The 21,279-nt window shown below is 59.9% G+C and carries 22 protein-coding genes and 1 other RNA gene; 17 read left to right on the forward strand and 6 right to left on the reverse strand.

All coding sequences use genetic code 11. The annotated features are described in order from the left end of the window. A partial coding sequence (locus D6877_RS02100; protein WP_178083617.1) for a DJ-1/PfpI family protein occupies positions 1-698 on the reverse strand: 698 nt, incomplete at its 3' end. Positions 699-948: 250 nt separating this feature from the next. Here D6877_RS02100 and D6877_RS02105 point away from each other — a divergent pair. Next, positions 949-2,085: an acyl-CoA dehydrogenase family protein gene (locus tag D6877_RS02105; RefSeq protein WP_130909683.1), complete on the forward strand. Its 1,137-nt coding sequence runs from the start codon at positions 949-951 to the stop codon at positions 2,083-2,085. 156 nt (positions 2,086-2,241) lie between these two features. Here the strand turns inward: D6877_RS02105 and D6877_RS02110 are convergent, their stop codons facing one another. Next, on the reverse strand, positions 2,242-3,282 hold the full coding sequence (locus D6877_RS02110) for an NADP(H)-dependent aldo-keto reductase (protein ID WP_024014253.1): 1,041 nt from the start codon (positions 3,280-3,282) through the stop codon (positions 2,242-2,244). 244 nt (positions 3,283-3,526) lie between these two features. Between D6877_RS02110 and rplM the strand changes: the two genes are divergently transcribed. From rplM to D6877_RS02145, 7 genes are all read left to right on the forward strand, one after another. Further along, the gene (rplM, locus tag D6877_RS02115; RefSeq protein ID WP_007917032.1) at positions 3,527-3,955 is read left to right on the forward strand and encodes a 50S ribosomal protein L13; all 429 of its coding nucleotides are present in this window, start codon (positions 3,527-3,529) and stop codon (positions 3,953-3,955) included. A gap of 14 nt (positions 3,956-3,969) precedes the next feature. After that, a complete protein-coding gene (gene rpsI / locus D6877_RS02120) occupies positions 3,970-4,362 on the forward strand; it encodes a 30S ribosomal protein S9 (RefSeq protein ID WP_003228056.1) in 393 nt (130 codons plus the stop codon). Positions 4,363-4,635: 273 nt separating this feature from the next. Beyond that, positions 4,636-5,229, forward strand: a complete 594-nt coding sequence (petA, locus tag D6877_RS02125; RefSeq protein ID WP_007917031.1) for a ubiquinol-cytochrome c reductase iron-sulfur subunit — start codon at positions 4,636-4,638, stop codon at positions 5,227-5,229. Further along, a complete protein-coding gene (locus tag D6877_RS02130; protein WP_130909684.1) occupies positions 5,229-6,440 on the forward strand; it encodes a cytochrome bc complex cytochrome b subunit in 1,212 nt (403 codons plus the stop codon). Before petA ends, D6877_RS02130 begins: the two co-directional genes overlap by 1 nt. Then, a complete protein-coding gene (locus D6877_RS02135; protein ID WP_130909685.1) occupies positions 6,440-7,222 on the forward strand; it encodes a cytochrome c1 in 783 nt (260 codons plus the stop codon). The genes D6877_RS02130 and D6877_RS02135 overlap by 1 nt, the downstream gene beginning before the upstream one ends. 146 nt (positions 7,223-7,368) lie before the next feature. After that, positions 7,369-7,986: a glutathione S-transferase N-terminal domain-containing protein gene (locus D6877_RS02140; protein WP_007961620.1), complete on the forward strand. Its 618-nt coding sequence runs from the start codon at positions 7,369-7,371 to the stop codon at positions 7,984-7,986. Between the two features lie 16 nt (positions 7,987-8,002). After that, on the forward strand, positions 8,003-8,416 hold the full coding sequence (locus D6877_RS02145) for a ClpXP protease specificity-enhancing factor (RefSeq protein WP_016773263.1): 414 nt from the start codon (positions 8,003-8,005) through the stop codon (positions 8,414-8,416). Positions 8,417-8,586: 170 nt separating this feature from the next. Here D6877_RS02145 and D6877_RS02150 read toward each other — a convergent pair whose 3' ends face one another. The 4 genes from D6877_RS02150 to D6877_RS02165 all read right to left on the reverse strand — a co-directional run bounded on the left by D6877_RS02150 (position 8,587) and on the right by D6877_RS02165 (position 12,030). Beyond that, positions 8,587-9,165: a BON domain-containing protein gene (locus D6877_RS02150; RefSeq protein WP_024014250.1), complete on the reverse strand. Its 579-nt coding sequence runs from the start codon at positions 9,163-9,165 to the stop codon at positions 8,587-8,589. Then, a complete protein-coding gene (locus tag D6877_RS02155; RefSeq protein WP_008082788.1) occupies positions 9,162-9,755 on the reverse strand; it encodes a phosphoheptose isomerase in 594 nt (197 codons plus the stop codon). Before D6877_RS02155 ends, D6877_RS02150 begins: the two co-directional genes overlap by 4 nt. A 101-nt stretch (positions 9,756-9,856) precedes the next feature. Next, the gene (locus tag D6877_RS02160) at positions 9,857-10,219 is read right to left on the reverse strand and encodes a YraN family protein (RefSeq protein ID WP_130909686.1); all 363 of its coding nucleotides are present in this window, start codon (positions 10,217-10,219) and stop codon (positions 9,857-9,859) included. Beyond that, on the reverse strand, positions 10,219-12,030 hold the full coding sequence (locus D6877_RS02165) for a penicillin-binding protein activator (protein ID WP_130909687.1): 1,812 nt from the start codon (positions 12,028-12,030) through the stop codon (positions 10,219-10,221). The genes D6877_RS02160 and D6877_RS02165 overlap by 1 nt, the downstream gene beginning before the upstream one ends. Positions 12,031-12,207: 177 nt before the next feature. Here D6877_RS02165 and rsmI point away from each other — a divergent pair, with 177 nt between their 5' ends. The 9 genes from rsmI to mraY all read left to right on the forward strand — a co-directional run bounded on the left by rsmI (position 12,208) and on the right by mraY (position 21,276). Next, on the forward strand, positions 12,208-13,113 hold the full coding sequence (gene rsmI, locus D6877_RS02170) for a 16S rRNA (cytidine(1402)-2'-O)-methyltransferase (RefSeq protein WP_161984073.1): 906 nt from the start codon (positions 12,208-12,210) through the stop codon (positions 13,111-13,113). Between the two features lie 73 nt (positions 13,114-13,186). Continuing rightward, positions 13,187-13,540, forward strand: an RNA gene (gene rnpB / locus D6877_RS02175) — RNase P RNA component class A. 402 nt (positions 13,541-13,942) lie between these two features. Beyond that, complete coding sequence (gene mraZ / locus D6877_RS02180) at positions 13,943-14,398, forward strand: division/cell wall cluster transcriptional repressor MraZ (RefSeq protein WP_007917012.1); 456 nt, start codon at positions 13,943-13,945, stop codon at positions 14,396-14,398. 2 nt (positions 14,399-14,400) lie between these two features. Next, positions 14,401-15,342, forward strand: a complete 942-nt coding sequence (gene rsmH, locus D6877_RS02185; protein WP_110603100.1) for a 16S rRNA (cytosine(1402)-N(4))-methyltransferase RsmH — start codon at positions 14,401-14,403, stop codon at positions 15,340-15,342. Next, positions 15,339-15,632 carry a cell division protein FtsL gene (gene ftsL, locus D6877_RS02190; RefSeq protein WP_016773269.1) on the forward strand — a complete coding sequence of 98 codons (294 nt, stop codon included), beginning with the start codon at positions 15,339-15,341 and terminating at the stop codon, positions 15,630-15,632. Before rsmH ends, ftsL begins: the two co-directional genes overlap by 4 nt. After that, entirely contained in the window at positions 15,632-17,371 is a 1,740-nt protein-coding gene (locus tag D6877_RS02195) for a penicillin-binding protein 2 (RefSeq protein WP_174823877.1), read from the forward strand. The genes ftsL and D6877_RS02195 overlap by 1 nt, the downstream gene beginning before the upstream one ends. Then, entirely contained in the window at positions 17,371-18,834 is a 1,464-nt protein-coding gene (locus tag D6877_RS02200; protein WP_130909689.1) for a UDP-N-acetylmuramoyl-L-alanyl-D-glutamate--2,6-diaminopimelate ligase, read from the forward strand. The genes D6877_RS02195 and D6877_RS02200 overlap by 1 nt, the downstream gene beginning before the upstream one ends. Further along, on the forward strand, positions 18,827-20,194 hold the full coding sequence (gene murF, locus D6877_RS02205; RefSeq protein WP_130909690.1) for a UDP-N-acetylmuramoyl-tripeptide--D-alanyl-D-alanine ligase: 1,368 nt from the start codon (positions 18,827-18,829) through the stop codon (positions 20,192-20,194). The genes D6877_RS02200 and murF overlap by 8 nt, the downstream gene beginning before the upstream one ends. After that, complete coding sequence (gene mraY, locus D6877_RS02210) at positions 20,194-21,276, forward strand: phospho-N-acetylmuramoyl-pentapeptide-transferase (RefSeq protein WP_016773275.1); 1,083 nt, start codon at positions 20,194-20,196, stop codon at positions 21,274-21,276. Before murF ends, mraY begins: the two co-directional genes overlap by 1 nt. The last annotated feature ends 3 nt before the right edge of the window (positions 21,277-21,279 follow it).

A 21,279-nucleotide genomic window follows, 5' to 3' on the forward strand; every position in this document is an offset into this window, starting at 1 on the left:
GTGGCGGTCTGGAAGCGGCGCATGAAGTTGCGGATGCTCATGCCGTGCTCGCGGGCGACGTCTTCGAAGCGGAACTTGTCGGCAAAATGTTCTTCGAGCCACTGCTGGATCTGCAGGATGATCACGTCCTGATGCAGCTTCTGCCCGCCGAAACCGATACGTCCCGGTGAGTAGCTGCGCTGCACTTCGTAAAGGATGTCACGGGCCACGGCTTGTGCCACGTTCGCGCCGCAGAAGCGTTCGATCAGATAGATGTAGAGATCGCAGGCCGAAGTAGTACCGCCGGCGCAGTAGAGATTGTCGGCGTCGGTCAGGTGCTTGTCCTGATTCAGATAGACCTTGGGGAAACGCTCGGCGAAGGCGTTGAAGAAGCGCCAGTAGGTAGTCGCTTCCTTGCCGTTGAGCAGCCCGGCTTCGGCGAGCCAGAACACTCCGGTGGCTTCGCCGCATAACACCGCGCCGCGCGCATGCTGTTCGCGCAGCCACGGCATGATTTGCGGGTAACGGCTGCACAGCGTGTCGAAATCGTCCCAGAACGCCGGGAGGATGATCACATCGGCGTTTTCCAGGCCGCCGTCGACCGGCATGACCACGTCGCTGAAGCTTTTTACCGGTTTGCCATCCGGGCTGACCAGGCGAGTTTCGAACGCCGGTGTCAGGCCGTGGCCCAGTTGTTTGCCGTAACGCAGGCTGGCCACATGGAAAAAATCCTTCGCCTGCATGAGGGTGTAAGCGAAAACCCGGTCGATGGCCAGGATGCTGACGCGCCGCAAGGGCGGGGAGACGTGCTTAGACATAATTCAACTTTTGTTTTGTTTTTATAAGGGAAAGTGGTCACCAGACGGCTGGATCGTCTTATTTTTTGTCGGATGTGTCCAGTGTCCCGTAGCAGGAGTCGGGCTTAGTCTCTGAGAGCCGTATCCCTCCAACAACAAAGAAAGGTGCCGCATGATCCCCAGAACCCTGTTCAGCTCAGAGCACGAATTGTTCCGCGACAGCGTGCGAACTTTCCTCGAAAAAGAGGCCGTGCCGTATCACGCGCAGTGGGAGAAGCAGGGGCACATCGATCGAGCGCTGTGGAACAAGGCGGGGGAGGCGGGGATGCTCTGTTCGCATCTGCCGGAAGAGTACGGCGGGCTCGGCGCGGATTTCCTCTACAGCACCGTAGTGATTGAAGAAGTCGGGCGTCTGGGCCTGACCGGCATCGGCTTTTCGCTGCACTCGGACATCGTCGCGCCCTACATCCTGCATTACGGCAGCGAGGCGCTGAAACACAAATACCTGCCGAAACTGGTCTCGGGCGAAATGGTCACGGCGATTGCCATGACCGAGCCTGGCGCCGGTTCCGACCTGCAAGGGGTGAAAACCACGGCGGTGCTCGACGGTGACGAATATGTGATCAACGGTTCGAAGACCTTTATCACCAACGGCTTTCTGGCTGACCTGGTGATAGTGGTGGCCAAGACCGACCCCAAGGCTGGGGCCAAGGGCACCAGTCTGTTTCTGGTGGAGGCGAATACGCCGGGCTTCGAAAAGGGCAAGCGCCTGGAGAAGGTCGGCATGAAGGCGCAGGACACCTCGGAACTGTTCTTCCAGGACGTGCGCGTGCCGAAGGAAAACCTTCTCGGCCAGGCGGGTGCCGGGTTTGCCTATCTGATGCAGGAGTTGCCGCAGGAGCGCCTGACCGTGGCGATTGGCGGTCTGGCCTCGGCTGAAGCAGCGTTGCAATGGACGCTGAATTACACCCGTGATCGCAAGGCGTTCGGCAAGTCGATCGCCGATTTCCAGAACACCCGCTTCAAACTGGCCGAAATGGCCACCGAGATCCAGATCGGCCGGGTCTTCGTCGATCGCTGCCTGGAACTGCATCTGCAGGGCAAACTCGATGTGCCGACGGCGGCCATGGCCAAATACTGGGGCACCGATCTGCAATGCAAGGTGCTCGACGAGTGCGTGCAACTGCATGGCGGCTACGGCTTCATGTGGGAATACCCGGTGGCCCGGGCGTGGGCGGATGCGCGGGTGCAGCGGATTTATGCCGGCACGAATGAAATCATGAAGGAGATTATTGCGCGGTCGCTGTGATGATCGTTCCCACGCGCAGCAAAGGAATGCCGCCGGGGACGCTCCGCGTTCCGCTGTTGAGGTAATCTGACTGGCCTCTTCGCGAGCAGGCTCGCTCCCCCAGGGGATCACCGTACCTGTGGGAGCGAGCCTGCTCGCGAAGCTTTTGGCGGTCAGTTATGGCGCGGGGTTCGGGTGATCCTTGTGAATCGCCTCGATCCCGGCCAGCACTTCATCGGACAGTTTCAGATCAAAACTGGCAATGTTGCTGTCCAGTTGCTCAAGCGTCGTCGCGCCAATGATGTTGCTGGTGACGAACGGTTGCTGGGTCACGAAGGCCAGGGCCATTTGTGCCGGGTCCAGACCGTGTTCACGGGCCAGGGCTACGTAACGGCTGCACGCCGCCTCCGATTGCGGGTTGAAATAGCGGCTGAAGCGGCTGTAGAGGCTGAGGCGGCCTTTCGGTGGACGGGCGCCGCCTTCGTACTTGCCGGAGAGGAAGCCGAACGCCAGCGGCGAATAGGCGAGCAGGCCGCACTGTTCGCGGATGGCGATCTCGGCCAGGCCGACTTCAAAGCTGCGGTTGAGCAGGTTGTACGGGTTCTGGATCGATACCGCACGCGGCCAGCCACGCGCTTCGGCCAGAGCCAGAAAGCGCATGGTGCCCCACGGCGTTTCGTTGGACAGACCGATGTGGCGGATCTTGCCGGCCTTAACCTGCTCGTCGAGGGCTTCGAGGGTATCTTCCAGCGGCGTCAGGTTCGCTTCGATCTTGTGCTTGTAGCCCAGCTGCCCGAAAAAGTTGGTGCTGCGCTCCGGCCAGTGCAATTGATACAGATCGATGTAATCGGTCTGCAGGCGCTTGAGGCTGCCGTCCAGTGCTTCGGTGATGTGCTGGCGGTTGTGGCGCAGGTTCTTGTCGCGGATGTAATCGATGGTGTTGCCGGGGCCGGCGATCTTGCTGGCGAGGATCCAGTCGGAACGGTCACCGCGACTCTTGAAGTAATTGCCGATGTAGCGCTCGGTGGTGGCGTAGGTTTCGGCTTTGGGCGGCACCGGGTACATTTCGGCGGTGTCGAGGAAATTGATCCCCGCTTCTTTCGCCCGCTCGATCTGGGCGAAGGCTTCAGCCTCAGTGTTTTGCTCGCCCCAGGTCATGGTGCCGAGGCAGATTGCACTCACGTTCAGGTCGGTACGGCCTAGCTGGCGATAGTCCATCGGGTGCTCCTTGGGCAAAACAATCATAAAAGCAGGTTGAAAAAATTTTCGCAATCTGCATAATTGCCGACCTCTTTCTGCAGTGGAAGTGATGCGCCGCCGCCGAAGAATCTTGCCGTTGAACGGACGCGCCGACCCGAGCCCCCGAAAGCGTCTGTATCCGGCTGCCTTTGACTTGTCAAAGTACGCACTATTCAGTAAGATCCGCCGTCTTATTTACAGGCGGCCCCTGAGGCTATAAAGAATGAAAACTTTTACTGCTAAACCGGAAACAGTAAAGCGCGACTGGTTTGTCGTCGACGCTGCTGGTCAGACCCTGGGTCGTCTGGCCACCGAAATCGCGAGCCGTCTGCGTGGCAAGCACAAGCCTGAGTACACTCCTCACGTTGACACCGGCGACTACATCGTCGTCATCAACGCCGAGCAGATCCGTGTTACCGGCGCTAAAACCACTGACAAAATGTACTACTCCCACTCCGGTTTCCCGGGCGGCATCAAGTCGATCAACTTTGAAAAGCTGATCGCCAAGGCCCCTGAGCGCGTGATCGAGACCGCGGTTAAAGGCATGCTGCCTAAAAACCCACTGGGTCGCGACATGTACCGTAAGCTGAAAGTCTATGCGGGCGCTGCTCACCCTCATACTGCTCAGCAGCCCCAAGAACTGAAGTTTTAACGGAATAGTACATTATGTCGGCGACTCAAAATTACGGCACTGGCCGTCGCAAGACCGCAACCGCACGCGTTTTCCTGCGTCCGGGTACTGGTAACATCTCCATCAACAACCGTTCGCTGGATAACTTCTTCGGCCGCGAAACTGCCCGCATGGTAGTTCGTCAGCCGCTGGAGCTGACCGAGACTGTCGAGAAGTTCGACATCTACGTCACCGTGATCGGCGGTGGTGTAAGTGGTCAGGCTGGCGCAATCCGCCACGGCATCACTCGCGCTCTGATGGACTACGACGAAACCCTGCGTAGCGCTCTGCGCAAAGCTGGCTTCGTTACCCGCGACGCCCGTGAAGTTGAACGTAAGAAAGTTGGTCTGCGTAAAGCGCGTAAGCGTCCGCAGTACTCGAAGCGTTAATTCCGCTTCCACGTTCAAAAAAGAACGCCCGCCTCCTCACGGAAGCGGGCGTTTTTTTATGCCTGCGATTTATCAAAGAATTGCGTTGTGACAACTTGCCACAGCCGTAGACCCCCTATACTCCAAGGCTTGAGGGGCTGAGTCCCGGGGAATTAACCTTGTCAGAATTGGGGGTTTTCATTACCATTCGGGCAAAATTTTTATAAGTAACATTTGATTTATTTAGTAGACGCCTGATTTAACAGGCCAAAAAAGCTGATGGGAGAGGACTGAATGAGCAATGACGGCGTGAATGCAGGCCGGCGTCGCTTCCTGGTGGCAGCCACATCCGTGGTGGGTGCTGCAGGAGCGGTGGGGGCTGCGGTCCCGTTCGTGGGGTCATGGTTTCCCAGTGCCAAGGCGAAAGCTGCCGGTGCACCGGTGAAAGTGAATGTCAGCAAAATCGAGCCAGGCCAGCAGATGATTGCTGAATGGCGCGGCCAGCCGGTGTTCATTGTCCGCCGTACCGAGGAAATCCTGGGGAATCTCAAGAAGATCGAGGGTCAGCTCTCCGATCCGACCTCCAAAAACTCCACGCAACCCACTTATGTCGACCCGGAAGTACGCTCGATCAAGCCGGAAATTCTCCTGCTGATCGGGATCTGTACACACCTGGGTTGTTCACCGACCTTCCGTCCCGAAGTGGCACCTGCGGATCTGGGCAAGGACTGGGTAGGCGGCTATTTCTGCCCGTGCCACGGTTCCCACTACGATCTGGCTGGCCGCGTCTACAAGTCGCAACCTGCGCCTTTGAACCTGCCAGTTCCCCCGCATTCCTATGAGACCGATGACCTGATTGTCATTGGCGTCGATACGGAGAAAGCGTGATGAGCAAGTTCATGGATTGGGTTGATGCGCGCTTTCCCGCGACCAAGATGTGGGAAGACCATCTCAGCAAGTACTACGCGCCAAAAAACTTCAACTTCTTCTATTTCTTCGGCTCGCTGGCGTTGCTGGTGCTGGTCAACCAGATCGTCACCGGTGTCTGGCTGACGATGAGCTATACACCATCGGCAGAAGAAGCCTTCGCCTCTGTTGAATACATCATGCGCGACGTCGAGTACGGCTCGATCCTGCGTCTGCTGCACTCGACCGGTGCCTCGGCGTTTTTCATCGTCGTTTATCTGCACATGTTCCGCGGCCTGCTCTACGGTTCGTACCAAAAACCGCGGGAGCTGGTCTGGGTGTTCGGCATGCTGATCTACTTGGCACTGATGGCCGAAGCGTTCATGGGTTACCTGCTGCCGTGGGGCCAGATGTCGTACTGGGGAGCCCAGGTGATCATTTCGCTGTTCGGTGCGATTCCGCTGATCGGCGATGACCTGACCCAGTGGATTCGCGGTGACTATCTGATCTCCGGAATCACACTGAACCGCTTCTTCGCCCTGCACGTGGTCGCGCTGCCGATCGTGATTCTCGGTCTGGTGGTCTTGCACATTCTGGCGCTGCACGAAGTCGGTTCGAACAACCCTGATGGCGTGGATATCAAGAAGCACAAAGACGAAAACGGCATCCCGCTGGACGGCATCGCATTCCACCCGTATTACACGGTGAAGGACATTGTCGGCGTTGTGGTGTTCCTGTTCATCTTCTGCTCCATTGTGTTCTTCTTCCCGGAAATGGGCGGCTACTTCCTCGAAAAACCGAATTTCGAGCAGGCGAACGCATTCAAGACGCCTGAGCACATTGCCCCCGTCTGGTACTTCACGCCGTTCTACGCGATCCTGCGGGCGATCCCGGACAAACTCCTTGGCGTTGTCGCCATGGGTGCGGCGATTGCGGTGCTGTTCGTGCTGCCGTGGCTGGATCGCAGCCCGGTCAAATCGATGCGCTACAAAGGCTGGCTGAGCAAAATCTGGCTGGTGGTGTTCTGCATTTCCTTCGTGATTCTCGGCGTTCTCGGTGTTCTTGCGCCAACTCCGGGGCGCACGTTGCTGTCGCAGGTCTGCACCTTCCTGTATTTCGCCTACTTCATTCTGATGCCGTTCTACACCCGGCTCGAGAAGACCAAACCGGTTCCGGAAAGGGTGACTGGCTGATGAAAAAGTTATTACTTGCTCTGATTTTTGCTGCTCTGCCTTCCTTGGTTTTTGCCGCCGAGGGTCATGGTCCGGAACTGGAAAGTGTCGATATCGACGTCTCCGACAAAGCCGCTCTGCAGGATGGCGCGCGGACCTTTGCCAACTATTGCATGGGTTGCCACAGTGCCAAGTTCCAGCGTTACGAGCGCGTCGCCGATGACCTCGGCATCCCGCACGAGTTGATGCTGGAGAAGCTGGTATTCACCGGTGCCAAGATTGGCGACCACATGAACATCGGCATGCAGCCGTCCGACGCCAAGACCTGGTTCGGCGCCGCGCCGCCGGACCTGACGCTGGTGGCGCGAGTACGCGGCACCGACTGGCTCTACGGTTACCTGAAGTCGTTCTATGAAGACCCGGCGCGTCCATGGGGCGTGAACAACAAGGTCTTCCCGAACGTCGGCATGCCTAACGTGCTGGTCGGCCTGCAAGGTCGTCAGGTCGTCGGCTGCAAACAGGTGCAGATCGTCGAGGATGGCAAGAAGCAATACGATCCGCTGACCGGCACGCCGCTGACCCATGAAGCGTGCGATCAACTGACCATCGTGCCGAAGTCCGGTGCTCTGAACGAAGAGCAGTTCGATGAGAAGGTCAAGAATCTGGTAACCTTCCTGGCTTACTCGGCTAACCCGGTTAAGCTGCAACATCAGCGCATCGGTACTTACGTCTTGCTGTACCTGGCGTTCTTCTTTGTGTTCGCCTACCTGCTCAAGCGTGAATACTGGAAAGACGTGCACTGATACGCTTCAAGCATTGCTGTTAATCGCGCGCGCCCAAGGGCGCCTCCGCTAAAGCAGGATCTGCTCAGTCAGACCCTGCGGGAGGTGCCCTCTGGGCGCGCGCGTTTTTCCGGTTCCGACAAATTCAACAAGCGAGGAGGATCGCCATGGGCGTGACCAATCGGTTGGCCTGTTACTCCGACCCCGCCGACCACTATTCCCACCGAGTGCGCATCGTGCTTGCAGAGAAGGGTGTCAGCGCCGAAATCATTTACGTGGAAGCGGGCCGCCAGCCGCCTAAACTGATTGAGGTGAACCCTTACGGCAGTCTGCCGACGCTGGTCGATCGTGACCTGGCGTTGTGGGAGTCGACCGTGGTGATGGAGTATCTGGATGAGCGTTACCCGCACCCGCCGCTGATGCCGGTTTATCCGGTGGCGCGGGCCAACAGCCGTCTGCTGATCCACAGGATTCAGCGTGACTGGTGCGGGCTGGTGGATCTGATTCTGGATCCCAAGAGCAAAGAGGCTGCACGGGTCGTGGCGCGCAAGGAACTGCGCGAAAGCCTGACCGGCGTTTCGCCGCTGTTCGCCGACAAGCCGTTCTTCCTCAGTGAGGAACAAAGTCTGGTGGATTGCTGCCTATTACCCATACTCTGGCGTTTGCCGATTCTGGGTATTGAACTGCCGCGGCCGGCCAAGCCGCTGCTTGATTATATGGAGCGTCAGTTTGCGCGTGAGGCTTTCCAGGCGAGTCTGTCTGGTGTCGAACGCGATATGCGCTAAGGCTTAAGGAGCCGCTATGAACTCCAGTCGACCTTATCTGGTCCGCGCGCTCTACGAGTGGATTGTGGATAACGATTGCACCCCGCACATGCTGGTTAACTCCGAGTACCCGGCGGTGCAGGTGCCACAGGGTTTTGCCAGTGACGGCCAGATCGTCCTGAACATCTCGCCGAGTGCCGTGCGTCATCTGCACATGGATAACGACGTGGTGACGTTCGAAGGCCGCTTCGGCGGTGTTCCGCACAGTCTCTACGTGCCGATCAGCGCGATCCTGGGCATTTATGCGCGGGAGAACGGCCAGGGCATGGTGTTTGACCTCGAGTTGCCGATGGACGACGAGGAAGACATCGATCCGGATGACGACTCGCCGCCACCGGGCAGCGAGCCGCCACGCCCGAGTGGCCGGCCAAGTTTGAAGGTTGTGAAATAAAAAAAGGCGATCCGGATGGATCGCCTTTTTTGTGTCTGCGTTGGCGGTGTAGGGGCTGCCGGAGGCTGCGATCTTTTGATCTGTTGATCTTTAGAAGCAAGATCAAGAGATCGCAGCCTCGTTGCACTCGTCAGCTCCTACACGCTCCTACACAGCTCTGCGTCATCAGGTCAGTCGATGTATTCGAACAGCTTCACAATTTTCTGCACACCGGACACACCCTGAACCAGATTGGTTGCCTGAGTGGCTTCCTGTTTGGTCAGCAGGCCCAGCAGGTAGACGATGCCGTTCTCGGTCACGACTTTGATGCGCGAGCCAGGAATGCTGGCGTCGGTGAGCATCTGGGTCTTGATCTTGGTGGTCAGCCACGCGTCGTTCTGGCGCGCGAGCAGGGAGGACGGTTGCAGCACTTGCAGTTCGTTGTGTACTTTCTTCACGCGCTGGACGTTGGCGGCGGCCTGTTCGGCTTTGGCCTTGAGGTCTTCGCGCGGAGTCTGGCCGGCGAGCAGGACCACGCCGTTGAAGCTGGTGATGACAATGTGCGAGTCGTTGTCCAAGGCCGGATCGGCCTTGGCGATGTTCACGCCAGCTTTGGTTTCGATCAGCGAGTCGTCGATCTTGCTGCCGAAGGTGCGCGTGCCACGGTCGTCTTCGATCGGCGCTTCACGGCTGGCGTTCACCACCGAGGTGCAGCCGCTGATGCCGAGGCACAGGGTCAAGGCCAGAAGGCCAAGGCGATTAGGGGTCATTCTTCACTCCCGAACAGTTGGCTGTCGATCAGATCGCAAAGGCAATGGATCGCCAGCAAGTGGACTTCCTGAATACGTGCAGTGACGTTGGCCGGTACGCGAATCTCGACGTCCTCGGGCAACAGCAGCGACGCCATGCCGCCGCCATCGCGTCCGGTCAAAGCTACGACAATCATTTCGCGATCATGTGCGGCCTGGATCGCTTGAATAATGTTCGCCGAGTTGCCGCTGGTCGAAATCGCCAGCAACACATCGCCCGGCTGGCCGAGCGCGCGGATCTGCTTGGAGAACACTTCGTTGTAGCTGTAATCGTTGGCGATCGAGGTGATCGTCGAAGTGTCGGTAGTCAGCGCAATCGCCGGCAGGCTCGGACGCTCGCGCTCGAAGCGGTTGAGCAGCTCCGAAGAAAAATGCTGGGCGTCGCCGGCCGAACCACCGTTGCCGCACGAGAGCATTTTGCCTTCGTTGAGCAGGGCGTTGACCATGATCTGGCTGGCTTGCTCGATGTGCGGTGCAAGTACGTCCATCGCCTGTTGCTTGGTGTCGATACTGGCCTGGAAAAGCTGGCGAATTCGGGATTGCATGTCCATCTGTGTGACCTTAAGTGGCGCGGCTGTTCGGCACGTGAATGTGCAGCCCGCAAAGCAAAGAGCAAAATGTGTCGGACGAAAACGGGGCAGGGTGCAGGCGATCAACTGTCGAAAGCATTCTGCAACCAGTTCAGCTGATTCGGGTGGCTGTCGATCGCCACCACATCGAAGCGGCAGGGGGAATTGGCCCAACGCGACTCGCACTGAAGAAAATACTGTGCTGCAAAGATCAGTTTCTGCTGCTTGCGCTCGTCGATACTGGCGAGCGCGCCACCCCATTGAGTGTTTTTTCTGTAGCGGACTTCAACGAATACTACTGTATCGCCATCAAGCATGACCAGATCAAGCTCGCCGCGTTTGCATAACCAGTTCTGCGCCAGCAGGCGCAGCCCTTGTTGTTGCAGATGTTCGAGCGCCTGGCGCTCGGCATCCTTGCCGCTTTGCGAGCGTGACCTGTCGGGCATCAGCGCGGTGTGTCCGGCAGGCGCTGCACCTGACCGCTGACGAACTGTGCCCATGGCAACTGGCGCACTACGCGTTGGGTCTGGGTCATGCCGAGGCTGCCCGACTGGCCTTCGATGCGGCTGTCCGGCAGGGCCTTGAGTTGGCCCAGGCGCGGGGCGAGGCGATAGGCGTCGGCGCCCATGGCGTACAGGCGACCGAGGCTGCCATTGGCTTGCGGCCATTGCGCAGCTACTTGCTGGCGCAGCGGATCGCTGGTTTCCAGCAGCCATGGGGTTTCGCAGAAGCGAATGCCGTTCATGTCGTTGTACTGATTGACGTCGCCGCTGGCGCTGTACACATGGGAGGTCGCGTAGACGGGAACGTCGCCGGCGTACTGGAAGTTCAGGGTCGGCTTGATCTGCTGGGCCTGTTGCGGCGTGGCGGCCAGGAAGATGAATTCGATGTCCTGACGACGCGAAGGCTGCGCGGCGACATTGGTGCCGGCAACATTCTGCAGGCTCTTGGCGCGAGCTTCGCTCTGACGCAGCTGGAACATGTCGGCGATCTGCTGGGCCAGTTGCACCGGCTGATCGACACGTTCGGTGGCAACGATGCTGCCGCCATTGGCTTGCCAGTCCTGGCTGAAGGCACGCAGAACGCGATCGCCCCATTCGCCCTTCGGCACCATGATCGCGGCGCGATGCAGGCCATCGGCGCGGGCGCGTCGGGAAACTTCGCGAGCTTCGTCTTCAGCCGCCAGACCGAACTGGAACAACTGCGCCGGACCTTGTTCGCCTTCGCTGTAGTTCAGCGCCAGGGTGGTGATTGGCAGTTGCGGGCGAGTGCTCAGTTGCTTGACCAGTGGTTTTTCCAGCGGGCCGACTACCAGTTGCACGCCGTCAGCCTGGGCCTTGCGATAGAACTCGTCCATCGAAGTCAGCTTCGAACTGTCGTAGAACTCGATGGCAGGCGGGTTCTGGCCGGCCTGTTGCGCCTGATAATGCGCGGCCATGAAGCCTTCACGCAGCGCTTTGCCGACCGACGCCAATTGGCCGTCCTGGGGCAGCAGCAGGGCGATTTTGCTCAGTGGCTGGCTGGCCAGTTCCTTGAGTTTGGTCAGTGGCAGCGGCAGGTTGACAGCCGCCGGGTGCTTTGGATTCTGCGCACGCCAGTTGTCGATTGCGGCTTGTTGCTGTTCCAGCGTGCCTGCGGTTTTCACCGCTTGCGCTAGCGCCATCCAGCCGCCGAGATCGTCGGTGTTGTTCGGTTGCAATTGATCGGTTGGCAGCGACGCGATCAGGGTCCAGATCGCTTCGTGGTTCTTGCTCGCCGCTTCGCCTTCCAGCATCGGTGCGATGAACACACGCTCGCGGGCAGCGGCCAGCGTCTGGCCATCGGCTTCAAGGGCTCGGGCGTGAACAGTGCCGGTGCGCACTTGCTGCTCTTCCGGCATTTCGCTGAGCTTCTGGAAGCTTGGATGGCTCAGGGCAGTCAGTGCAGCTTTCGGCTGATTGCGCGTCATGGCCAGCTCTGCGGACAGCGTGTTGGCAAAAATCTGCTGGCCTGGCTTGAGTTGCTCAACCGGCACTTGTTGCAGGATCTGCGCGGACTGGCCGGCATTGCCTTGGCGGTAGGCCTGGTCCGCCGCGCTCAGGCGCAGCAGGGCGGCTTGTTCCGGGGTTTTAGCCTGCGCAGCCTGTTCGAGCAGTTGCTCGATGCTGGCGTCCGGAGTCCGTGGAAGTTCGCCAAGGCTGGAGGAAGGGGAGCTGGCACACGCGGCCAACAAGGCAGCGAGGCAGAGGGCAGTGAGCAGCCGCAGGCAAGCGATCATGTAAGTGTTCCTGATACTCGATCAAATTAGCGTGGAATTGTACCCAAGCACTGGCCGGGGCGCGATGTTACTGGCGTGAATCGGTCAATTTAGCTGGAGTAAATGTTGCGGCAGCGCACAACCGGGCGAAAAACCGCACTCGGCCGGAGCGCATCGCAAGCCTCATGACGCGCTACAATGGCCGCTTTTACCGATCACGAGGTGTGCGCTTTGACTGCTCCAGGTCCTTTGAATTCCGCTGCTGGCTCGCTTTATGTGGTGGCGACGCCCATCGGCAACCTGGACGACATCAGCGCCCGGGCCTTGAAAATCCTCCGTGAAGTGGCCCTGATTGCAGCGGAAGACACGCGGCATTCGGCGCGCCTGATGCAGCACTTCGGCATCGGCACGCCTTTGGCCGCATGCCACGAACACAATGAACGGGATGAGGGTAGCCGCTTTATTACCCGGTTGCTGGCGGGCGACAACGTCGCACTGATCTCCGATGCCGGCACGCCGCTGATCTCCGATCCGGGTTATCACCTGGTGCGTCAGGCCCGTGCGGTCGGCATCAACGTGGTGCCGGTGCCGGGTGCCTGCGCGTTGATTGCGGCGCTGTCGGCGGCAGGATTGCCGTCCGACCGTTTTATCTTCGAAGGCTTTCTGCCGGCCAAGTCGGTCGGGCGCAAGGCACGTCTGGAAGCGGTTAAAGAAGAGCCGCGCACCCTGATTTTCTATGAAGCGCCGCATCGCATTCTCGAATGCCTGCAGGATATGGAAGCGGTGTTTGGCGGCGAGCGTCAGGCTCTGCTGGCGCGGGAAATCACCAAGACCTTCGAAACCCTCAAAGGCCTGCCGCTCAGCGAGCTGCGTGCGTTCGTCGAGTCCGACAGTAATCAGCAGCGCGGCGAGTGCGTGGTGCTGGTGGCCGGCTGGACCGCGCCGGAGTCGGAGGACGCGGTCAGCAGCGAAGCCATGCGCATCCTCGATCTGCTTCTGGAGGAAATGCCGCTCAAGCGCGCCGCCGCACTGGCAGCGCAAATCACCGGCGAGCGCAAAAACGTCTTGTATCAGGTAGCGCTGGATAAACAGAAAGGCGTGTAAGCCGTCGCCCATGGCGTTCTTGAGGGTTTTAGCGCTTGTTCTTCCGGCGCTCTGCCGTTAACCTTCGCGGCGGAGAGTCGATCGGACAGTCGCTGCCCTCTATGAAAATTAGGGGGGGGAGGAAAGTCCGGGCTCCATAGGGCGAAGTGCCAGGTAATGCCTGGGAGGCGTGAGCCTACGGAAAGTGCCACAGAAAATAACCGCCTAAGCGCGCAAGCGCCGGTAAGGGTGAAAAGGTGCGGTAAGAGCGCACCGCACGTCTGGCAACAGTTCGTGGCTAGGTAAACCCCACTTGGAGCAAGACCAAATAGGGTCCCAAGGCGTGGCCCGCGCTGGGACCGGGTAGGTTGCTAAAGATGTCCAGTGATGGCCATCGTAGACGAATGACTGTTCAAGACAGAACCCGGCTTACAGATCGACTCTCCACCTTTTTCTTTCCCTGCTTGAAACAAAAAAGACGCGGCTGTGTAATATCAGCCGGCCTGGTCTGAAACTCCGGCAGCGGCAAACGCGGTAATAGCCTTTTCCCACCCTGCTTCAATCAACAGCCGAAGCGCCTTTGTAATACCGAAAAAATCTTACTCTTAACAAACTACTTTAACTTTCGAGCGCAGCTTTCAGTGCTGCATCAAGTTATTGGTCGAAACTTCACGTCAGATTCTCGTTGAGCCTCCTTTTACGTCGCTAAATCTCCGTTCTGTAAGGCTTTTCCTTTAATCCGCGCCTTGACGGTGTGGTGGGCGCATTCCTATAGTGTGCGCAAGTGGCGGAAAGTGGCATGAAGTGGGTTTTTTGAGCTCAAAACGATAAAAATTGGAGAAACGCTGACGTGTTTCGCGGAGCTAACGCTATCAGTCTCGATGCAAAGGGCCGTCTCGCCATGCCGAGCCGGTACCGTGACGAGCTCGATTCGCGCAGTTCCGGCCAATTGATCGTGACCATTGATGCCGTTGATCCATGCCTGTGTGTCTATCCGCTCGATGAGTGGGAAATTATTGAAACCAAGTTGCGCGCACTCCCTTCGCTTCGCGAAGAGAACCGTCGCCTGCAACGTTTATTGATTGGTAATGCCGTCGACCTCGAACTCGATGGCAGTGGTCGTTTCCTGGTTCCGCCGCGTTTGCGCGAATACGCCAAGCTCGATAAGCGCGCGATGCTGGTCGGCCAACTGAACAAGTTCCAATTGTGGGACGAGGATGCATGGAACGCGGTATCTGCCGCTGACCTTGCTGCTATTCAACAACCGGGCGCGATGCCTGATGAACTGCGTGATTTGATCCTGTGACTATTGATAGCGGCTTTAACCACATCACCGTACTGCTTGACGAAGCCGTCGAGGCTCTCGCCGTACGTCCTGATGGCTGCTATCTGGATGGCACATTCGGGCGCGGCGGGCACAGCCGGTTGATCCTCAGCCAACTCGGGCCGGACGGTCGACTCATCGGATTCGACAAGGATCCTCAAGCGATTGCCACCGGGCAAACGCTAGCGGCCGAAGACGGCCGCTTTGTCGTTGTGCAGCGCAGCTTTGCCGAGCTCGGTTCGGTGGTTGCCGAGCAAGGCCTGACCGGCAAGGTCAGCGGCATTCTGCTCGACCTCGGCGTGTCGTCGCCGCAGCTTGACGACGCTGAGCGCGGCTTCAGTTTCCTCAATGACGGTCCGCTGGACATGCGCATGGACCCGTCCCGCGGCATCAGCGCTGCCGAATTCGTCAACACCGCGCCGGTGGAAGAAATCGCCCGGGTGTTCAAGGAATACGGCGAAGAACGTTTCTCCGGGCGCATGGCCCGCGCCGTCGCCGAGCGTCGTGACATCAAGCCGTTCGAGCGCACCGCCGATCTGGCCGAAGTGCTGAAAGTCGCCAACCCGGCGTGGGAAAAGGGCAAGAACCCGGCTACCCGCGCGTTCCAGGGTTTGCGCATTCACGTCAATAACGAACTCGGCGATCTGGAAGCCGGCCTCGACGCCGCGCTGGAAGCGCTGGAAGTTGGCGGCCGTCTGGTGGTCATCAGCTTCCACTCGCTGGAAGACCGCATCGTCAAACTGTTCATGCGCAAGCTGGTGAAAGGCGAGGCCGACAATCTGCCGCGCAACCTGCCGGTTCGCCACGTCGCCTTCGAACCGAAAATCAAAATCCACGGCAAAGCGCAGACGGCCTCCGACGCCGAACTCAAAGCCAACCCACGTTCCCGTAGCGCCGTCATGCGTGTCGCGGAGAAGTTGCGGTGAGCAAGCTTTTCGCCAAACCACTGCCCGGCGGCAGCTTTCTGATGCTGCTGCTGTTTATCGGCGTGCTGTTTTCGGCCATTGCTGTGTCGTACAGCGCGCACTGGAACCGGCAGTTGCTCAACACGCTTTATAACGAACTCAGCGTGCGCGACAAGGCGCAGGCCGAGTGGGGCCGCTTGATTCTCGAGCAGAGCACCTGGACCGCGCACAGTCGCATCGAAGTGCTGGCCACCGAACAACTGAAAATGCACATCCCTGGCGCGGCTGACGTGAAGATGGTGGCGCCATGATGAAACTCGAAGGCGCACTGTTCCCATGGCGCTTCCGCCTGATGGTGGCGCTGCTCGGCCTGATGGTCGCGGCGATCTGCTGGCGCATCATCGACCTGCAAGTGGTCGACCGTGACTTCCTTAAAGGCCAGGGCGACGCGCGCAGCCTGCGGCACATTCCGATTCCGGCGCACCGTGGCCTGATCACCGACCGTAACGGCGAGCCTCTGGCCGTCAGTACGCCTGTGACCACGCTGTGGGCCAACGCCAAGGAAATGCAGTCGGCCAAAGAGAAGTGGCCGGCACTTGCCGCAGCGTTGGGCCAGAACCCGAAAGCCCTGAGCGAACGCCTCGAAGCCCAGGCCAACAAAGAATTCATTTATCTGGTGCGCGGGCTGACCCCCGAGCAGGGCCAGGCTGTGCTCGATCTGAAAGTGCCGGGCGTCTATGGCATCGAAGAATTCCGCCGCTTCTATCCGGCCGGTGAAGTCACCGCGCACATGGTCGGCTTTACCGACATCGACGATCACGGTCGCGAAGGCGTCGAGCTGGCCTATGACGAATGGCTGGCCGGGGTGCCGGGCAAACGACAAGTCATCAAGGATCGCCGTGGCCGGCTGATCAAGGATGTTCAGGTCACCAAAAACGCCAAGGCCGGCAAGCCCTTGGCGTTGTCGATTGATCTGCGTCTGCAATACCTGGCCAACCGCGAACTGCGCAACGCGATCATCGAGAACGGCGCCAAGGCCGGCAGTCTGGTGATCATGGACGTGAAGACCGGCGAGATCCTGGCCATGGTCAACCAGCCGACCTACAACCCGAACAACCGTCGCAACCTGCAACCGGCGATGATGCGCAACCGCGCCATGATCGACGTGTTCGAGCCGGGTTCGACCATGAAAGCCATTTCCATGAGCGCGGCGATCGAAACCGGCCGCTGGAAACCGAGCGACACCGTCGAGGTGTATCCGGGCTCGTTGCAGATCGGCAAATACACCATCAAAGACGTGTCGAAGACCGAAGGGCCGGTGCTCGACCTGACCGGCATCCTGATCAATTCCAGTAACGTCGGCATGAGTAAAGTCGCCTTCGATATTGGCGGCGAAACCATTTTCCGCCTCGCGCAGAAAGTCGGCCTCGGTCAGGACACCGGTTTGGGCTTCCCCGGCGAACGTGTCGGCAATCTGCCGAACTATCGCGAATGGCGCAAGGCTGAAACTGCAACCTTGTCTTACGGCTACGGTATTTCCGTGACCGCGATCCAGTTGGTGCATGCGTTCTCGGCACTGGCCAACAACGGTCGCCTCGCGCCGCTGACCCTGATCAAAACCGACAAGATGCCGCAGACCACGCAAGTGCTGCCGGAAGCCGTGGCGAAAACCATGCAGGGCATGTTGCAGCAAGTGATCGAAGCACCGCGCGGCGTGTTCCGTGCGCAAGTGCCGGCTTATCACGTCGGCGGCAAGTCGGGTACGGCGCGCAAGACTTCGGTTGGCACCAAGGGCTACGCGGAAAACTCCTACCGTTCGCTGTTCGCCGGCTTCGGCCCGATGAGCGATCCGCGTTACGCCATCGTTGTGGTGATTGATGAGCCAACCAAGGCCGGTTACTTCGGTGGTCTGGTGTCGGCGCCGGTGTTCAGCCGTGTGATGTCCGGCACCCTGCGCCTGATGAACGTGACCCCGGACAACCTGCCGACCACGCAACAGGCCAACGCCACCCCGGTCGTTCCGCTGAAAGCCAATGGAGGGCGCGGCTGATGTCATTAAGTCTGAACAAGATATTTCCCCACGCCGGCCATGATCTGTTGATCCGTGAACTGGCGCTGGACAGCCGCAACGTGCGCGCCGGCGATCTGTTTCTCGCCGTGCCCGGTGGCCGCTTCGATGGCCGTGCGCACATCGCCGATGCCTTGCAACGCGGCGCGGCTGCCGTGGCTTATGAAGTCGAAGGCGCCACCGTGCTGCCGATCACTGACGTGCCGCTGATTCCGGTCAAGGGTCTGGCGGCGCAGCTGTCGGACATCGCCGGGCGTTTTTACGGTGAACCGAGTCACCACCTGAACCTGATCGGCGTCACCGGCACCAATGGCAAGACCAGCGTGACCCAACTGGTCGCGCAGGCGCTGGATCTGCTCGGCCAGCATTGCGGCATCGTCGGCACCCTCGGTTCCGGTTTCCATGGCGCGCTGGAAAGTGGCCTGCACACCACGCCGAACCCAATTGCCGTGCAAGCGACCCTGGGCGACCTGAAAAAGGCCGGCGCGAAAGCCGTGGCCATGGAAGTCTCGTCCCACGGTCTGGATCAGGGCCGGGTCACCGCGCTGGCGTTCGACGTGGCGGTGATGACCAATCTGTCCCGCGATCATCTGGATTATCACGGCACCATGGAGGCGTACGCCGAGGCCAAGGCCAAGCTGTTCGCCTGGAATGACCTGAAGTGCCGCGTGGTCAATCTCGACGACGATTTCGGCCGGCAACTGGCGGCGGAAAAACGCGAGTCGCGCCTGATCACCTACAGCCTGCTCGACAGCAGCGCGTACCTGTTCTGCCGCGAAGCGCAGTTCGACGACCACGGCGTGCGCGCCACGCTGGTCACGCCACAGGGCGAGCATCACCTGCGCAGCACGCTGCTCGGCCGTTTCAACTTGAGCAACGTATTGGCCGCAGTCGGCGCCTTGCTCGGTCTGGATTACGCCCTCGACGAAATTCTCAAAGTGCTGCCGAAGCTCGAAGGTCCGGCCGGGCGCATGCAGCGTCTGGGTGGTGGTACGCAACCGCTGGTGGTGGTCGATTACGCCCATACCCCGGATGCCTTGGAAAAAGTTCTCACTGCGCTGCGCCCGCACGTCAAGGGCCAATTGCTGTGCCTGTTCGGCTGCGGCGGTGATCGCGATCGCGGCAAACGTCCGTTGATGGCCGAAGTGGTCGAGCGTCTGGCCGACCAAGTGCTGGTGACCGACGACAACCCGCGCACCGAAGATCCTGCGGTGATTTTCGACGACATCCGCGCCGGTTTCAGCGCTGTGGATAAAGTCACTTTCGTCGCCGGTCGCGGCCAGGCCATTGCGCAATTGATTGCTGGCGCAACCGCTGATGACGTCATTGTGCTGGCCGGCAAAGGTCACGAGGACTATCAGGAAATCAACGGCGTGCGCCATGCGTTTTCCGATCTGGTCGAGGCCGATCATGCCCTGACCGCGTGGGAGGTGGCCCATGCTTAAGGCCCTGACACTCAGCGAACTGACCAACGCACTCGAAGCCCGTTTGATCGGCGCTGACGCGAGTTTCGACGGCGTCAGCATCGACAGTCGGGCGATCCAGTCCGGCCAGTTGTTCATCGCCCTGACCGGCCCGCGTTTCGACGGTCATGATTATCTGAACGACGTTGCCGGTAAAGGCGCCGTGGCGGCACTGGTCGAGCGCGAAGTCGCCGACAGCGCGCTGCCGCAATTGCTGGTCAAGGACACCCGTCAGGCGCTGGGCCAACTCGGCGCCTTGAACCGTGCTGCGTTCACCCAGCCAGTGGCGGCGGTGACCGGTTCCAGTGGCAAGACCACGGTCAAGGAAATGCTCGCGAGCATCCTGCGCACGCGCGGTCCGGTGCTGGCGACCCGTGGCAACCTGAACAACGACCTCGGCGTCCCGCTGACCCTGATCGAACTGGCGCCGGAACACACCTCCGCCGTGATCGAACTGGGCGCTTCGCGTCTCGGTGAAATCGCCTACACCGTCGGCCTGACCAAACCGCACGTGGCGATCCTGAACAACGCCGGCACCGCTCACGTTGGTGAGTTCGGCGGTCCGGAAAAAATCGTCGAAGCCAAGGGCGAAATCATCGAAGGCCTGGCCGCCGATGGCATCGCCGTGCTCAACCTCGATGACAAGGCTTTCGGTATCTGGAAGACCCGCGCTGCCGGTCGTCAGGTGTTGACCTTCGCCCTGAGCAACAGCGAGGCGAATTTCCATGCCAGCGATCTGGCCACTGATGCCCGTGGTTGCCCGGCGTTCAATCTGCACACGCCTGAAGGCAGTGAGCGCGTGCAACTGAACCTGCTCGGTACCCATAACGTCGCCAATGCCCTGGCTGCCGCTGCTGCTGCGCACGCCTTGGGCGTGTCGCTGTTCGGCATCGCCACCGGCCTCGGCGCGGTGCAACCGGTCAAGGGCCGCACCGTCGCGCAACTGGCGAAAAACGGCATGCGCGTGATCGATGACACCTACAACGCAAACCCCACCTCGATGTGTGCGGCCGTTGATATACTCGCCGGCTTTTCCGGCCGCACCGTCCTGGTGCTCGGAGATATCGGCGAGTTGGGCGACTGGGCGGAGCAGGGGCACCGCGACGTGGGCGAGTACGCCCGAGGCAAGGTTTCCGCGCTTTACGCGGTCGGGCCGAACATGGTCCACGCGGTAAACGCTTTCGGTGAGCAGGCGCAGCACTTCGGCACCCAGGCCGAGCTGATCCAGGCCCTCGCCGCCGAGCAGGACACAAACACCACCATTTTGATCAAGGGTTCGCGCAGCGCAGCGATGGAAAACATCGTTGCGGCTCTGTGCGGGTCCAGTCTGGAGAAACATTAATGCTGCTGCTGCTAGCGGAGTATCTGCAACAGTTCTACAAAGGCTTCGCGGTCTTCCAGTACCTGACCCTGCGCGGGATTCTCGGTGTGCTGACCGCGCTGGTCTTGTCGCTGTGCTATGGCCCGTGGATGATCCGTACTCTGCAGAACCGTCAGATCGGCCAATCGGTACGTAACGACGGCCCGCAATCGCACCTGTCCAAATCCGGTACGCCGACCATGGGTGGCGCGTTGATCCTGTCGTCGATCGGCGTCAGCACGCTGCTCTGGGCTGACCTGAGCAACCGCTACGTCTGGGTGGTGCTGCTGGTGACCCTGCTGTTCGGCGCCATCGGCTGGGTCGACGATTACCGCAAAGTCATCGAGAAAAACTCCCGTGGCCTGCCGAGCCGCTGGAAATACTTCTGGCAGTCGGTGTTCGGCCTCGGCGCAGCGATCTTCCTTTATATGACTGCCGCGACGCCGGTGGAAACCACGCTGATCCTGCCGATGCTCAAGGACTACAGCATCCCGCTGGGCGCCGGTTTCATCGTGCTGACCTACTTTGTGATTGTCGGTTCGAGCAACGCGGTCAACCTGACTGACGGCCTCGACGGCCTGGCGATCATGCCAACCGTGATGGTCGGCGGCGGCCTGGGGATTTTCTGCTACCTGTCGGGTAACGTGAAATTCGCCGAATACCTGCTGATTCCTTACGTGCCGGGCGCGGGCGAGCTGATTGTGTTCTGCGGTGCGCTGATCGGTGCCGGCCTCGGTTTCCTCTGGTTCAACACCTATCCGGCGCAAGTGTTCATGGGCGACGTCGGTGCCCTGGCACTCGGCGCGGCACTGGGCACCATTGCGGTTATCGTCCGTCAGGAAATCGTCCTGTTCATCATGGGCGGCGTGTTCGTGATGGAAACCCTGTCAGTGGTCATTCAGGTTGCCTCCTTTAAGCTGACCGGTCGCCGTGTGTTCCGCATGGCGCCGATTCACCACCACTTTGAACTCAAGGGCTGGCCCGAGCCGCGCGTGATCGTCCGTTTCTGGATCATTACCGTGATTCTGGTCCTGGTCGGCCTTGCCACCCTGAAGCTGAGGTAGAAC

This window comes from Pseudomonas sp. Sample_9, assembly GCF_004307535.1.
Lineage (GTDB): Bacteria > Pseudomonadota > Gammaproteobacteria > Pseudomonadales > Pseudomonadaceae > Aquipseudomonas > Aquipseudomonas mercuritolerans.

Coding starts and splice junctions, on each gene's coding strand:
- mraY (WP_016773275.1), top strand. CDS start 20,194: ATGCTGCTGCTGCTAGCGGAGTATCTGCAACAGTTCTACAAAGGCTTC.
- D6877_RS02195 (WP_174823877.1), top strand. CDS start 15,632: ATGAAACTCGAAGGCGCACTGTTCCCATGGCGCTTCCGCCTGATGGTG.
- D6877_RS02200 (WP_130909689.1), top strand. CDS start 17,371: ATGTCATTAAGTCTGAACAAGATATTTCCCCACGCCGGCCATGATCTG.
- D6877_RS02130 (WP_130909684.1), top strand. CDS start 5,229: ATGAGCAAGTTCATGGATTGGGTTGATGCGCGCTTTCCCGCGACCAAG.
- petA (WP_007917031.1), top strand. CDS start 4,636: ATGAGCAATGACGGCGTGAATGCAGGCCGGCGTCGCTTCCTGGTGGCA.
- D6877_RS02140 (WP_007961620.1), top strand. CDS start 7,369: ATGGGCGTGACCAATCGGTTGGCCTGTTACTCCGACCCCGCCGACCAC.
- D6877_RS02160 (WP_130909686.1), bottom strand. CDS start 10,219: ATGCCCGACAGGTCACGCTCGCAAAGCGGCAAGGATGCCGAGCGCCAG.
- D6877_RS02105 (WP_130909683.1), top strand. CDS start 949: ATGATCCCCAGAACCCTGTTCAGCTCAGAGCACGAATTGTTCCGCGAC.
- D6877_RS02150 (WP_024014250.1), bottom strand. CDS start 9,165: ATGACCCCTAATCGCCTTGGCCTTCTGGCCTTGACCCTGTGCCTCGGC.
- rplM (WP_007917032.1), top strand. CDS start 3,527: ATGAAAACTTTTACTGCTAAACCGGAAACAGTAAAGCGCGACTGGTTT.
- D6877_RS02165 (WP_130909687.1), bottom strand. CDS start 12,030: ATGATCGCTTGCCTGCGGCTGCTCACTGCCCTCTGCCTCGCTGCCTTG.
- murF (WP_130909690.1), top strand. CDS start 18,827: ATGCTTAAGGCCCTGACACTCAGCGAACTGACCAACGCACTCGAAGCC.
- D6877_RS02155 (WP_008082788.1), bottom strand. CDS start 9,755: ATGGACATGCAATCCCGAATTCGCCAGCTTTTCCAGGCCAGTATCGAC.
- rpsI (WP_003228056.1), top strand. CDS start 3,970: ATGTCGGCGACTCAAAATTACGGCACTGGCCGTCGCAAGACCGCAACC.
- D6877_RS02110 (WP_024014253.1), bottom strand. CDS start 3,282: ATGGACTATCGCCAGCTAGGCCGTACCGACCTGAACGTGAGTGCAATC.
- D6877_RS02135 (WP_130909685.1), top strand. CDS start 6,440: ATGAAAAAGTTATTACTTGCTCTGATTTTTGCTGCTCTGCCTTCCTTG.
- D6877_RS02145 (WP_016773263.1), top strand. CDS start 8,003: ATGAACTCCAGTCGACCTTATCTGGTCCGCGCGCTCTACGAGTGGATT.
- rsmI (WP_161984073.1), top strand. CDS start 12,208: ATGGCCGCTTTTACCGATCACGAGGTGTGCGCTTTGACTGCTCCAGGT.